The organism is Mesorhizobium sp. AR02 (assembly GCF_024746835.1).
Lineage (GTDB): Bacteria > Pseudomonadota > Alphaproteobacteria > Rhizobiales > Rhizobiaceae > Mesorhizobium.
Window position 1 is genome coordinate 6,562,699 of sequence record NZ_CP080531.1, and the last position, 13,352, is coordinate 6,576,050.

11 protein-coding genes and 1 pseudogene are annotated in these 13,352 nt (G+C 62.8%); 9 read left to right on the plus strand and 3 right to left on the minus strand.

Annotated features, from left to right (window positions below; translation table 11 throughout):
* The first annotated feature begins 87 nt into the window (after positions 1 to 87).
* Positions 88 to 1,286 (plus strand): annotated as a pseudogene (locus DBIPINDM_RS35960) (IS256 family transposase).
* A gap of 110 nt (positions 1,287 to 1,396) precedes the next feature.
* On the opposite strand, the gene DBIPINDM_RS35965 reads toward DBIPINDM_RS35960, so the two are convergent.
* Together DBIPINDM_RS35965 and DBIPINDM_RS35970 are read right to left on the minus strand one after the other, a co-directional pair.
* A complete protein-coding gene (locus tag DBIPINDM_RS35965; RefSeq protein ID WP_258583695.1) occupies positions 1,397 to 2,854 on the minus strand; it encodes an NCS1 family nucleobase:cation symporter-1 in 1,458 nt (485 codons plus the stop codon).
* Between the two features lie 208 nt (positions 2,855 to 3,062).
* The gene (locus DBIPINDM_RS35970) at positions 3,063 to 3,965 is read right to left on the minus strand and encodes a LysR substrate-binding domain-containing protein (RefSeq protein WP_258583697.1); all 903 of its coding nucleotides are present in this window, start codon (positions 3,963 to 3,965) and stop codon (positions 3,063 to 3,065) included.
* 260 nt (positions 3,966 to 4,225) lie between these two features.
* Between DBIPINDM_RS35970 and DBIPINDM_RS35975 the strand changes: the two genes are divergently transcribed.
* The 8 genes from DBIPINDM_RS35975 to DBIPINDM_RS36010 all read left to right on the plus strand — a co-directional run bounded on the left by DBIPINDM_RS35975 (position 4,226) and on the right by DBIPINDM_RS36010 (position 12,754).
* Positions 4,226 to 5,740, plus strand: a complete 1,515-nt coding sequence (locus tag DBIPINDM_RS35975; RefSeq protein ID WP_258583700.1) for a leucyl aminopeptidase — start codon at positions 4,226 to 4,228, stop codon at positions 5,738 to 5,740.
* Positions 5,741 to 5,794: 54 nt separating this feature from the next.
* Positions 5,795 to 6,697, plus strand: coding sequence for a proline iminopeptidase-family hydrolase (locus DBIPINDM_RS35980; RefSeq protein WP_258583702.1), 903 nt, complete (start codon positions 5,795 to 5,797; stop codon positions 6,695 to 6,697).
* 18 nt (positions 6,698 to 6,715) lie between these two features.
* The gene (locus tag DBIPINDM_RS35985; RefSeq protein WP_258583703.1) at positions 6,716 to 8,377 is read left to right on the plus strand and encodes an ABC transporter substrate-binding protein; all 1,662 of its coding nucleotides are present in this window, start codon (positions 6,716 to 6,718) and stop codon (positions 8,375 to 8,377) included.
* Positions 8,378 to 8,399: 22 nt separating this feature from the next.
* Positions 8,400 to 9,416, plus strand: coding sequence for an ABC transporter permease (locus tag DBIPINDM_RS35990; RefSeq protein ID WP_258583704.1), 1,017 nt, complete (start codon positions 8,400 to 8,402; stop codon positions 9,414 to 9,416).
* Positions 9,416 to 10,387: an ABC transporter permease gene (locus DBIPINDM_RS35995; protein WP_064988653.1), complete on the plus strand. Its 972-nt coding sequence runs from the start codon at positions 9,416 to 9,418 to the stop codon at positions 10,385 to 10,387. The genes DBIPINDM_RS35990 and DBIPINDM_RS35995 overlap by 1 nt, the downstream gene beginning before the upstream one ends.
* Positions 10,384 to 11,343: an ABC transporter ATP-binding protein gene (locus tag DBIPINDM_RS36000; RefSeq protein ID WP_258583705.1), complete on the plus strand. Its 960-nt coding sequence runs from the start codon at positions 10,384 to 10,386 to the stop codon at positions 11,341 to 11,343. The genes DBIPINDM_RS35995 and DBIPINDM_RS36000 overlap by 4 nt, the downstream gene beginning before the upstream one ends.
* An 8-nt stretch (positions 11,344 to 11,351) precedes the next feature.
* Positions 11,352 to 12,332 (plus strand): ABC transporter ATP-binding protein, encoded by a 981-nt coding sequence (locus DBIPINDM_RS36005; RefSeq protein ID WP_258583706.1) that lies wholly within the window; start codon positions 11,352 to 11,354, stop codon positions 12,330 to 12,332.
* A 119-nt stretch (positions 12,333 to 12,451) separates the two neighbouring features.
* Positions 12,452 to 12,754 (plus strand): DUF982 domain-containing protein, encoded by a 303-nt coding sequence (locus DBIPINDM_RS36010; RefSeq protein ID WP_027051844.1) that lies wholly within the window; start codon positions 12,452 to 12,454, stop codon positions 12,752 to 12,754.
* A gap of 125 nt (positions 12,755 to 12,879) precedes the next feature.
* Here the strand turns inward: DBIPINDM_RS36010 and DBIPINDM_RS36015 are convergent, their stop codons facing one another.
* Positions 12,880 to 13,245 carry a YybH family protein gene (locus tag DBIPINDM_RS36015; protein WP_258583707.1) on the minus strand — a complete coding sequence of 122 codons (366 nt, stop codon included), beginning with the start codon at positions 13,243 to 13,245 and terminating at the stop codon, positions 12,880 to 12,882.
* Positions 13,246 to 13,352: the final 107 nt, after the last annotated feature.

Below are 13,352 nucleotides of genomic sequence, written 5' to 3' on the forward strand. Positions count from 1 at the left end.
GAGAGTTCTGCAAATTCGCTGAGAGAGGGGCGGTCATGGCAGGCTGGTGATTGTTCACGTCACCGATTCCCGCGAAGGAACGCCACCATGACCAAGATTGAAAGTAAGACCGCCAGCGCCTCCGTCAAAGACATTCTGCTTTCGAACCCGGACGGACTTCACGAAGTGATCCGTGCGGTGATGCAGGAGGTGCTCGAGGCCGAGATGGATGAGGCGCTGAGTGCTTCGAAGGGCGAACGCACGCCCGAGCGGCTTGGCTATCGCTCGGGTTACTATGGCCGCACCCTTGTGACGCGCGTCGGCAAGCTTGAGCTGCGGGTTCCGCAGGACCGCTCGGGGCGCTTCTCGACCGAGTTGTTTGAGCGCTATCAGCGTTCGGAACGGGCTTTGGTGGCGACGCTGGCCGAGATGTATGTGCAGGGCGTGTCGACCCGCAAGGTGAAGGCGATCACCGAAGAGCTGTGCGGCCATGCTTTCTCGGCCTCGTCGATCTCGGCCATCAACAAGCGGCTGGACGAGAGCCTCGCTGCCTTTGCCAGGGGCGTCCCCTTCAAGAGCCGTTTGCTTACCTCATCCTCGATGCGCGCTACGAGAAAGTGCGTGAAGCCGGCGTCGTCATGAGCCAGGCGGTGCTGATCGCGGTCGGCATCGACTGGGACGGCCGGCGCCAGATCCTGGCTGTGGAGATGGCCAATCGCGAGAGCCGTTCGGCCTGGAAAGACTTTCTCGTCTCACTGAAGGCGCGCGGCCTCAAGGGCGTCGAATTGGTCGTGTCCGACGATCACGCCGGCCTGGTGGCGGCGATCGGCGAGGTGATCCCGGAAGCCGCCTGGCAACGCTGCTACGTGCACTTCCTCAGGAACGCGCTCGATCATCTGCCGCGCAAGCACGGCGATGACTGCCTGCAGGAGCTGCGCTGGCTCTACGACCGACGCGATCTCGCCGAGGCCAGGGCCGATCTCGCCGCATGGCTTGCCAAATGGTCACCTCGCTATCCGCGCCTGACAGGCTGGGCCGAAGATGCCATCGAACAAACTCTGACCTTCTTCAGGCTGCCGAGACAGCACCACAAGCATCTCAAGTCCACCAACATGCTCGAGCGCCTCAACGAGGAAATCCGCCGGCGCACCTATGTCGTACGCATCTTCCCCAACGCCGAAAGCTGCCTGCGCCTTGTCAGGGCCTTGGCTGTCGAGACCAACGAAAACTGGATGGAGGCCAACCGCTACATCAACATGGACGACCTGCGCGAGCACAAAAAGCTCGCTCTACGCCAAGCCGCATGACCAGCACTATGGCCGCCCCTTTTTGCAGAACTTGACGCACACAACCGCAGTAGGGCAGTAGGGCGCCTATTTCCCTACTCACTTACTGCCCTACTGCCTTATTCCCTTGTTTAGGCCTTCGCCGTCCTGGCGCCCGCACCCACGGCGGCGGTGCGCAGCACGTAGTAGATGATGCCGGCAATGGCGACGCCGAAGAACCAGCCATAGACGCCCCACCAGGACGGCAGCCAGTTGGTGAAGTTCGGCAGGATCGACGAGAAGACCGCGCCGATGCCGGCGGCAATGAAGGCATTGACGTGCCAGCCGCCCTGGAAGCGGAACTCGCCGTCCTCGCGATACAGCGCCTCGACGTCGACCTCGCCTTTGCGGATGAGATAGTAGTCGACCATCATCACACCGAAGATCGGTCCCATCGTCGCGCCGATGATGCCGACGAAATGCGCGGCACTGCCTTCCCACGGCGCGAAGGGGTAGAGCACAAGCGCGATCACGGCCGCTATGTAGCCGCCCTTCTTGAAGTCGATCTGGCGCGGGAACACATTGGAGAAATCGAAGGCCGGCGAGACGAAGTTGGCGACGACGTTGATGCCGAGCGTGGCAACCGCGAAGGTCAGGGCGGCCAGCGCCGCCAGGAACCAGCTGTCGAACTTGGCCGAGATCTGGTCGGGATGCAGCAACACCTCGTGGTAGACGTCATAAGCGGCGATGGTGGTGACGCCGGCGACCAGCGAGAACAGGATGAGGTTGACCGGCAGGCCCCAGATGTTGCCCTTGCGCAGCGCCGCCTTGTCCGGCGCGTAGCGGGCGAAGTCACAAAAATTGAGATAGAGCGCCGAAAAATAGGTCACCCAGATCGCCGCGACCCCGAACAGTGCCGTCCACGACCCGGGATCGCCCGGAATGCCGGCGTCGGCGGTCTTTGCGCGCAGCACATCCATCGGAATATCGCTGGTAAAGGCGAAGGTCCCCGATTTGACGCAGAGATAGATGGCCAGGAGCAGCATCATCACCCATACCGCCGGGCCGGCCCAGTCCTGGAAGCGGCGCACCGTTTCCATGCCCTTCTGGATGATCAGCAGCTGCAGCGCCCAGATGACGACGAAGCAGATTACTTCCAGCCCGGAATGGCCGAGGAAATGCGTGTTGGCGTTGAAATCGGCGAACCATTGCGAGCGGATCAGCAGCGCGACGATGGCGCCGGAGGCTGCGGCCGTTTGTGCGCCATACCAGAAGCAGGCGACGATGGCGCGCACCAGTGCCGGTATGTTGGCGCCCCAGATGCCGAAGGAGGCGCGGGCAAGCACGGGGTAGGGCACGCCGGTCTTCACGCCGGCATAACCAACCATGTTCATCAGCGCGTAGATGATCAGCGAGCCAATGCCGATGGCGATGATGAAATTGACGAAGCCGCCGCAGAACAGGAACAGGCTGGCGGCGAGATAATAGCCCCACAGGCTGTGGACGTCCGACGTCCAGACGTTGAAGATCGAAAACGGCCCCCAGTTTCGAACCTTGGCCGGAGCGAGATCCTCGTTGTACAGATCAGGCGATGCGCCTTCTATGGTCACTGCAATATCCTCCCCTTGATTGGCCACGCGCCTCCACGCGATGGCCGTGCAGGTTAAGCCTGACGCAGGGGAACCGGCAACCGATCCATTTGCCGGCTTTGGCCTTAAAGATATTCAATGCGAACCGCGATTATCGAGGGAGCGCAACGGTGGGCCACTGTTGAACCGACCTGTCGGGTGATTCGAATTTCGGTAACAGCGGCCACGCCTAAGCAATGGCCATCGCCCGCTTGTGGTCCTCGACTTCGGACAACAGCCAATCCTGAAACAGGCCGGTGCCCGGCTTGTTGCCGATGCTGCGGCGCTGGTGCAGGTAGATGCCGGCCGGATAGGTGTGGCGGGCAGGAAACGGGGCGACAAGTTTGCCTTGCTGCAGAAAATCCTGTGCCATCATCGTGTCGGCGAGCGCAATTCCGGCGCCATTGATCGCCTCGCGCATGATCAGCGTGCAGTCATCCAGCGTTGTGCTGGATTTCGGCGTCGTGTCCAAGACGCCCTCCTGCTCCAGCCAACGCTTCCATCTCATGCTTTCGCATTCATGGATCAGATGATGGTTGACCAGATCGGCCGGCGACCGCAGCGGCACCGGCCCTTCGAGCAATGCGGGCGCACAGACCGGCGTCAGAACCAGCGGGATCAGCAGCGTCAAGGCCGGCCCGGCCTTGTAGACGAACTCGTCGACGATGGCCAAATCGAAATTGGCGCGCTTGCCCGATGTCGAGATTTCCAGTTCCACCGCCGGATGTAGTTTGCGAAAGTTCGGCAACCGGTCCGCCAGCCAAAGGTTCAGAACGGCCGGCACGCACAAGACCCGGACACGTTGGGTCCTGCTATGGCTCGGGCCGTCTGCGAGGCTGACATCATCGGTGGCGCGCCAGATCGCCTCGAACGCTTCGGAGAGGCTGCGCGCATAGTAAGAGCCCCGGATGGTCGGCGTTATCTGGCGAAAGCCGCGCTCGAACAGATCCTGGCCGAGATTTCTTTCAAGCGCACGGATGTGGCGGCTGATGGCAGAGGGTGTCAGGTGCAGTTCCTCGGCCGCATCCTTGACGCTGCCGAGACGTGCGGCGGCCTCGAATGCGCGCATGCCGTTGAGTGAGGGTAGGGCCATTGGCCGATCATGAATTGTCGATTGAGTTTTTGTCAATCGACTTGGGCAAAATTGGCGTTTGATCGCTCGCCCTGTTCGGGGATACCCAAGAGGCAAGAGCAACTAAGTCGCCTCAAGAAAACGACTATCCGGGAACTTCTGCACCATTCCACCAACGGCGCGACCGGCTTCACCGGTCCTACCGGTAGCAGGCGAAGCTTTGCGCATGATCCACGCTGCGCCGAGGCCGGGGTCATCAGCAAATGGGAGAATGCCAGTCTATGCCTCAATCGCCAGTGCCGGTCTTTGAAGCGGCGGACGAGATTTCCGCGGAAACTTCTGTCGTCGTGATCTTGCAAACTGCCCAGGCAGGCTTTGGCCCCCGGGCAGCGGCACTGGACGCGGAAATGAGCGGAATTCTGTCCCGTGCCTGCTCCGATCCGGCCACCCTGGCCGAATCCGGCACCTGCATCGATCTCATAGCCCCCCAGGGCGTATCGGCTCGGCGCGTGATCGTCCTGGCCCTGGGCAAAGCCGAAGCCGTAAGCGCCCTGTCACTGGCACGCGCCGGCGGCTTGCTTGCCGCGCATCTGGAAGGCAAGTGCGAATGCGCGGCCACGCTTGTCCTCGACCCTATTACCGGCGTCGACCTGCCGGGTGCGGAAATCCTGGCCCGCGTCGCGCTGGGCATGCGGCTGCGGCGCTATCGTTTCGACATGCGCAACCGGCGCCAGGGCGCGGGCTCGGATCGGACCTTGCGGGTGCAACTGATCGGGGCAGCAGGCGCGGAGCTGACCTCGGCGCTGGCGCGGGTCAATGCCATTGCGGACGGCGTCGAATATGCGCGCACGCTGGTCAATTTGCCGCCGAACCATCTCCATCCCGACAATTTCCACGATCATCTGGAGCCGCTGCGCGAAGCCGGCATCGACATCGAAATGCTCGATGCCACGCAACTGAAAGAGCTCGGTATGAATGCGCTGCTGGCCGTTGGTGCTGGGTCGGTGCGGCCGCCACGGGTCGCTGTCCTGCGCTATCGCGGCAAAGGTGCTCCGTCCCAACCGCTCGCCTTCGTCGGCAAGGGCGTCTGTTTCGATTCGGGCGGCCTCTGCATCAAGCGCGGCGAGCAGATGTTCGACATGAAGGCCGACATGGGCGGCGCGGCAGCTGTCGTCGGCCTGCTGATCGCGCTCGCCCGGCAAGGCAGCCCGGTGCATGCGATCGGCGTGCTTGGCATTGCCGAGAACATGCCGTCCGGCACCGCGCTCAAGCCGCGCGATATCATCACGACCGCCTCGGGCCAGACCGTGGAGGTGTTCGACACCGATGCGGAAGGACGCCTGCTTCTGGCCGACTGCCTGCATTATGCGGCCACGCGCTTCAACCCGTCGGTGATCGTCGACTTGGCGACGCTGACCTACTCGGTGACGCGTGGGCTGGGATCGATATTCGCCGGCCTGTTCAGCACCGACGATGCCATCGCCGCGCAGATGATTGCGGCCGGAGAGACGGTCGGCGAGCGGTTCTGGCGATTGCCGCTCGACCGGGCCTACGATGAGGGGCTGCAATCGCCATTCGCCGATTTGCGCCATCACGCCAAGGATATGGAAGATGGCGACGCTCCCTATGCGGCGGCCTTCCTGCGCCATTTCACCGAAGACCGCCCCTGGGTGCATCTCGACATCGCCAGCAAGGAGCTGGCCGACGCCGATCGGCCTCTAGGCAGGCAAGGCGCCACGGCCTTCGGCGTGCAGATGCTGGAAGAGTGGGTGCAGGCCAGCCGCAGGGTGAACTAAGCGGCTGCTGTTACGGACAACACGAGATGCGGTCAAACGGAATGGGAAATCGGGATGTCGTCTGAGATCATTGGCAGGGAAGGGCGGGCCACCTTTGGCGGCTACGAGACCTGGTATCGGGTCAGCGGCGAACTCGGTAGCGACAAGGCCCCTGTGGTGATCCTGCATGGCGGGCCGGGCGCCGCCCACAACTACGTCGATGCCTACAAGCTACTCGCCCGACGAGGCCGCGCCGTCATCCATTACGACCAGTTGGGCTGCGGCAATTCCACCTTGCTGCCCGAGATGGGTGCCGACTTCTGGACACCCCGGCTTTTCATCGACGAGCTTGAAAACCTCGTCGACCATCTCGGCATCCGCGCGGGTTTCCACGTGCTGGGCCAAAGCTGGGGCGGCATGCTGGGCGCCGAATATGGGGTGACGCGACCGAAGGGCCTGAAGTCGCTGACCATCGCCAACTCGCCGGCCTCCATGAAACTGTGGGTCGAAGAAGCCAACCGGTTGCGCGCCGACCTGCCTGGGGATGTGCAGGAGACACTGACCCGGCACGAACAGGCCGGCACGACGGACGATCCGGCCTACCAGGAAGCCACGATGCGGTTCTACGAACGACATGTCTGCCGCGTGCCGTTCCCGCCCGAAGTGACGGAGACCTTCGCCCAGATCGCACGCAATCCGACCGTCTATCATCTGATGAACGGGCCTAACGAGTTCCATGTCATCGGAACCCTGAAGAATTGGAGCATCGTCGAGCGCCTGCCGGCCATCGATGTTCCCACGCTGATCATCTCCGGACGCTACGACGAGGCCACGCCCGCGACCGTGCAGCCCTTCAAGGACGGCATCAAGGGATCGCGCTGGGAGATATTCGAGCATTCCAGCCACATGCCGCATGTCGAAGAGCAAGATGCGTGCATGCGGGTGGTGGGCGACTTCCTGGACGACAACGACAACTGAGAAAAGGGGAACTAAGACATGAAGAAACTGCTTCTGGCCGCATCAGCCGCGGCACTGCTGGCCGGCACGTGGCTCGCTCCGGCGCAGGCCGAATACCTCAAGGAGCACCGAGGCGGCACCATCCGTCTTCTGGCCCGCTCGGCGGCGGGAACGCTCGATCCGCACATCAACTACACCGACCAAGGCTGGCAGATGTACCAGCCGATCTATGATGGCCTGGTGGCCTTCCGCAAGGCCGAAGGCATGGACGGCTTCACCATCGTCCCCGATCTGGCCGAGGCGCTGCCGCAGGTTAGCAATGACGGCAAGACCTTCACCTTCAAGCTGCGCAAGGGCATCAAGTTCTCCAGCGGCCAGGATATGGGCGTCAAGGACGTCGTTGCCTCCTTCCAGCGCATCTTCAAGGTTTCCGGACCGACCTCCGGCACCTTCTATGCCGGCATCGTCGGCGCCGACAAATGCCTGGCTGACACCAAGAGCTGCACGCTGGACGGTGGCGTTGTCGGTGACGAAGCCGCCGGCACCATCACCATCAATCTCACCAAGCCGGACGCAGAGATCCTCTACAAGCTTGCCTTGCCACACGCCGTGGTCCTGCCTGCGGACACGCCTGCCGAAGACATGGGCTCCAAGCCCATCCCCAGCACCGGTGCGTACATGATCTCCGCCTTCGATCCCAACAAGGGCATGACGGTGTCGCGCAACCCCAATTTCAAGCAGTGGAGCGAGGAAGCGCAGCCGGACGGTTACCCGGATGTCGTACAATATGATTTCGGCCTGTCCGAGGAAGCCGCCGTCACGGCGATCCAGAACGGCGAAGCCGACTGGATGTTCGACGCACTGCCGAGCGATCGCCTGGGCGAACTCGGCAGCAAGTCCATGGACCAGTTGCACATCTCGCCGCTTTCGGCATGGTGGTACGCGCCGCTGAACAACCGTCTCGCGCCGTTCGACAACGAAAAGGCCCGCCAGGCCGTTGCCTATGCGATCGACCGCAACACGCTGGTCAAGCTGTTCGGTGGCAAGGTGCTGGCTTCGCCGGTCTGCCAGGTCCTGCCACCGGATTTCCCCGGCCATGAAGACTATTGCCCCTTCACCAAGAACCCCGGTGAAAAATGGTCGGCGCCGGATCTCGACAAGGCCAAGCAGCTCGTTGAGGAATCCGGCACCAAGGGCCAGAAGGTGACGATCATCGTCGAGGATACCGCCATTTCGCGGTCGATCGGCGTCTATCTGCAGAGCGTGCTGACCACCATCGGCTATGTCGCCGACGTCAAGCCGATCTCGTCCAACATCCAGTTCACCTACATCCAGAACACCAACAACAAGGTGCAGATGTCGGTTACCCAATGGTACAAGGACTATCCTGCGGCTTCCGACTTCCTGAACATCCTGTTCAGCTGCGCCTCCTTCCGTGAAGGTTCGGATGCTTCGATCAACATCGCCGGTTTCTGCGACAAGGATATCGACGCCAAGATGCAGAAGGCGCTGGACCTCGGCGTGACCGATCAGAAAGCCGCCGACAAGATGTGGGCCGAAATCGACAGGCAGATCACGGACAAGGCACCGGCCGTCGGCCTCTTCACGCCGAAGCGGCTTGACTTCGTCAGCAAACGGGTTGGCAATTTCAAGTTCAACCGGCAGTTCAACTGGATGATCACCCAGTCCTGGGTGCAGTAACGACCTGCGGAGGGACACGTCCGTGTCGAACCAAGCTGTCGCCATGCCGCGCAAGACGCGAGGGCCCTGGGCCGTCGCCTTTGCGAAGCTGGCAACGGACAGGGCTGCCATGGCATCCCTGGCCGTGTTCCTCCTCATCGTCCTTGCCTGCCTCAGTGCGCCTCTCTACGCGAAATGGGCCGGCGTGGACCCGTTCGCCTCGACGCTCGACGCCGTCATCCAGATCGACGGCGCCGACGTCCCGGTGATGGAACAGTCGACCGAGGGGCTCGGGCTTGGCTACACGCCGCTCGGTCCGACCTGGCGGCTCGGCAATTATTTCCTTGGCGCCGACAGCCAGGGGCGCGATGTCATGGCCAGGATGCTCTATGGCGGGCTGAGCTCGCTGCTGATCTCCGGGGCGGCCACCATCTTCACGCTGATCATCGGCACGGCGGCGGGATTGATCGCCGGCTATTTCGGCGGCATCACCGATACGGTGCTGTCGCGCTTGCTGGATGTCCTGTGGGCGTTCCCGATCTACCTGCTGGCGATCTCGCTTTCCATCGTCACCATCGCGCAAGGCATTTCGATCGGGCCGATCGAGATCGAGTCCGGCAGTCTGTGGCTGCCGGTCATCATCATCGGCATCGTCTACGTGCCCTATGTGGCGCGTCCGATACGCGGGCAGGTGCTGTCGCTGCGACACAGCGAGTTCGTGTTCGCCGCGATCAATCTGGGTGTACCCGGGTGGCGCATCCTGTGGCGCGATATCCTCCCCAACATCACCACCACGCTCATCGTCTTCGTGCCACTGATGATGGCGCTGAACATGCTGACGGAGTCGGCGCTTTCCTTCCTGTCGATCGGCGTGCAGCCGCCCGCTGCAAGCTGGGGCACCATCATCCAGGATGGACAGGCGCTGCTCTACACCAGGCCACTGGTGGCGCTGGTGCCTGGCCTGGCGATCGCAGTTTCGGTCATGGCACTCAATGTCTTCGGCGACGGCCTGCGCGACGCGCTCGACCCGCGCTCCAAGGTTCGGCTGGGGCGCGACTGATGTTTTACGCCATCCTGCGCCGTTTCGGTCAGATGCTGTTCGTTATGTTCGGCATCTCGGTCATCGTCTTCCTGATCTTCTTCGCGACGCCGGGCGCCGACCCGGCGGCGCGCATCGCCGGCCGCAATGCATCGCCCGAAGTGCTGGAAGCGGTGCGCCACAGTTTTGGCTTCGATCGGCCGCTCTACGTGCAATATGTGAAGATGATGGAGAAGATCTTCGTCACAGGCGATCTGACCTCCTTCGTCAACCGGGGCTGGAAGGTGGTGCCGGCAGTCATGGATTCAATTCCGGTCACGCTCTCGCTGGTGTTCGGAGCGGCGATCCTGTGGGTGGTTGTCTCCATCGTCATCGGCATCGTCGCCGCCGCCACCCGCGACAGCTGGCTGGACAAGCTGCTGATGGCGCTGGGCCTGCTCGGCATTTCCATGCCGGTCTACTGGCTGGGCGAGGTGATGAACCTGATCACCCAGAGCCGCTACCACGACAGCTGGGCGTTCTCCTGGGTGCCGCCACTCGGCTACAAGAATTTCTCCGACGATCCAAAAGGCTGGTTCCTGACGCTGGTCATTCCGTGGATCACGCTGGCCATTCTCTATATCGGCATCTATGGGCGCGTGTTGCGCGCGGCGATCATCGAATCCCTGCAGGAAGACTTTATCCGCACGGCCCGGGCCAAAGGCCTGTCGGAGACGCGCATCCTGCTGCGCCATGCCTTGCGCACATCGCTCATCGCCTTCGTTACCTTGTTCGGCCTCGACTTCGGCGCGTTGGTGGGAGGCTCAGCCCTTTTGACCGAGGTGGTGTTCGGACTGCACGGCATCGGCAAGCTCACCTATGACGCGCTGCAGAACCTCGATCTGCCGATGATCATGGCGACGGTGATGTACGCGTCCATGTTCGTGGTCATCGCCAATGCGGTCGTCGATTTCGTCTACATCCTGCTCGATCCGCGCTTGAGGACATCATGATACTGTCGGTGCGCGACCTCAAAGTATCCTTCCGCACCAATGACGGCCTGGTGCGGGCCATCGATGGCGTTTCCTTCGACCTCGAGGAAAGCGAGATCCTCGGTGTCGTCGGCGAATCCGGTTCCGGCAAGACCGTATCGCTGCTGGCCGTCATGGGCCTCATCACCGATCCCAACGCCAGCATCGAAGGTTCGATCCGCTACAAGGGCCGCCAGCTCGTCGGCCTGCCACCGCGTGAACTGAGACGCCTGCGCGGCAACGAGATCGCCATGATCTTCCAGGATCCGATGACGGCGCTGACGCCGGTCTACACGATCGGCTGGCAGATCGCCGAACAGATCCGCGCGCACCAAAAAATCAGCAAGGCCAAGGCGATGGAGCGCGTCGAAGAACTGATGGCCGAGGTGAATTTTCCCAACCCGCACGAGGCGATGTCGCGCTACCCGCACCAGCTTTCGGGCGGCATGCGCCAGCGCGCGGTGATCGCAATGGCGCTGTCCTGCAATCCGGCGCTGCTGGTGGCCGACGAGCCGACCACGGCGCTGGATGTCACGGTGCAGGCCGGCATTCTCGACCTCGTGCGCAAGCTGCGCGCGACGCACAAATCGGCTGTGGTCTTCATCACGCATGATATGGGCGTGGTTTCCGAACTCGCCGACCGGGTCATGGTCATGTATGCGGGCCGCGTGGTGGAGCGTGGCAGCCGCATGGAGCTTTTCTCCGATCCTAGACACCCCTACACGCGCGCGCTGCTCGGGTCGATCCCGCCGCTGACCGGCGAAAAACCGCGCCGCCTGCCGGCCATCCCGGGCTCGCCGCCGTCGCTGCTGCGCTTGCCGCAGGGCTGCGCCTTCGGTCCGCGCTGCCCGGTTCACTACGAGCCCTGCGTGACCGGCAAGCCCGACCTTGGCGGTGGGACCCACGCCGCGGCGTGCTTTCGGGTGGCACAGGCATGAGCGGACCGATGACCGACAGCCCAATCCTCGAGACGCGTTCGCTGGGAAAGCGTTTTTCGATCGGCACCCGCTTTTCCGCCGAAGGCAAGCGAACCGTCCATGCGGTCGACAATGTTTCGCTGACCGTGCGGCGCGGCGAGACCGTCGGGCTGGTCGGCGAATCCGGATGTGGCAAGTCCACTCTGGCGCGCTGCCTGGTGAGGCTCTACGACATATCGGACGGTGAGCTGCTGTTCGAAGGCGAGGACATCACCTCGAAATCGCTGTCCGAACTCAGGCCACTGCGGCGGCGCCTGCAAATGGTGTTCCAGGACCCGTCGGCCTCGCTCAATCCGCGCCGGCGCGTCGGCGATCTGGTGGCCGAGCCGCTGCGTATCCATGGCAAGCTTTCGTCCCGCGAGATCACCGCGCGTGTCGCCGAGCTCTTCGATCTCGTCGGACTGCTGCCCGACCATGTCATGCGCTATCCGCACGAATTCTCCGGCGGCCAGCGCCAGCGCGTCGGCATTGCGCGGGCGATCGCGCTGAATCCCGATCTTGTCGTGCTGGATGAACCGGTCTCGGCTCTCGACGTGTCGGTGCAGGCGCAGATCGTCAACCTGCTGGCCGACCTGCAGGAGAAGCTGAACCTCACCTATATCTTCATTGCCCACGACCTCTCGGTGGTGCGTCAGGTGTCGACCCGCATCGCGGTCATGTATCTCGGCTCGATCGTCGAGGAAGGGCCAGCTGAAGAGGTGTTTGCGGCCCCGGCCCATCCCTACAGCCAGGCGCTGATCTCGGCGGTTCCCGTGGTGGAGACGACGCCCAGCGGGACGCGCAAGCGCATCATCCTGACCGGTGACGTGCCGAGCCCGCTGAAACCGCCATCCGGCTGCCGTTTCCACCCCCGATGCCCGATCGCGGTTGAGCAATGCCGCACGGAGCGACCGGAGCTGAGGGAATATCGACCCGGCCGCAAAGTGGCCTGCCATTTCCCAACGGTTTAGCCGACATCCATCGACCAAAAGATTTTTTCAAAGATTCTTTTTTCGCAGGGAACCAACCGCCTGACCGCGCGTTTCATTGGGTTCGATCGAGCGGTATCGCGATCGACCGGGAGGAAACGATGGACTACCTGCATTTCTTTTCGCCCGTGCGAATCTCGCGCGGGCAGGGACACCCTGTAGAAGAAGTGGATAGTGTCGCCGAGGCGATGGTTTTCTTGCGTAAATGGCCGACGGGACGACGTGGGCCAGTGTATCAGTGCGCGCTGAATTGCTGCTCGGCCGCTTTGTCGGGGCAGATGTCGGCGGAGGAGGCCAGGAAGGCATTCACCGGCTTTGCCCGGATTACGCGGCTTCTGGACGACGACATGGCGCTGCCCGTCGCCGGCGAAACCATGGCGGGCGTATACGCGTTACGGCGCTAGCCACACCGAATTGCTGAACGCCAGGACTGCGTCCGTAGCGGCCGCAGTGGATTTTCGATGCGTCTGCGGTGAAGGGCCGGCCGGGCTTTCCGGACGGCGCAAGCGCTTGGCCCGGGGCCAAAGTCTTAATCCCAAGCGACGGAATAGCGGTCGATCACCCAAAGCCACGAACCGTCGCTTTGCCGCCGGGCAACCTCGCTGGTGATGTCGCCGTCGGGAAGCCGGGTTGAGGTGAGCGCGAGGTCACCACAAATAAGCGCCGGGCACTGCTCGCCGATCGCAAACTTCCGTCCGGACGCGACAATCCCGGCATAGTAGTCACGAATGGCTTCGCGGCCGCGCAGAAAACGTCCGTCGCCGCAGTCGATCACGGCATCCGCCTCGAACAGGGCGACCATACCGTCGACATCGCCCGCATGCTGTCTCGCTATCAGCATGGGTTCCAGCTGCTGCGGGTCGGAGGTGGGCTTTCCTGCGCTGGGATCATTCATGGTGGCTGCTCCCTTGCCGGGGCCGACCCTATCGCAACCGGCTCCAGTATGTCCGTATCAGTCGAGGCATCGCTTGGTTTAGCGGGCTATCGGCGAAAAAAGTGCAC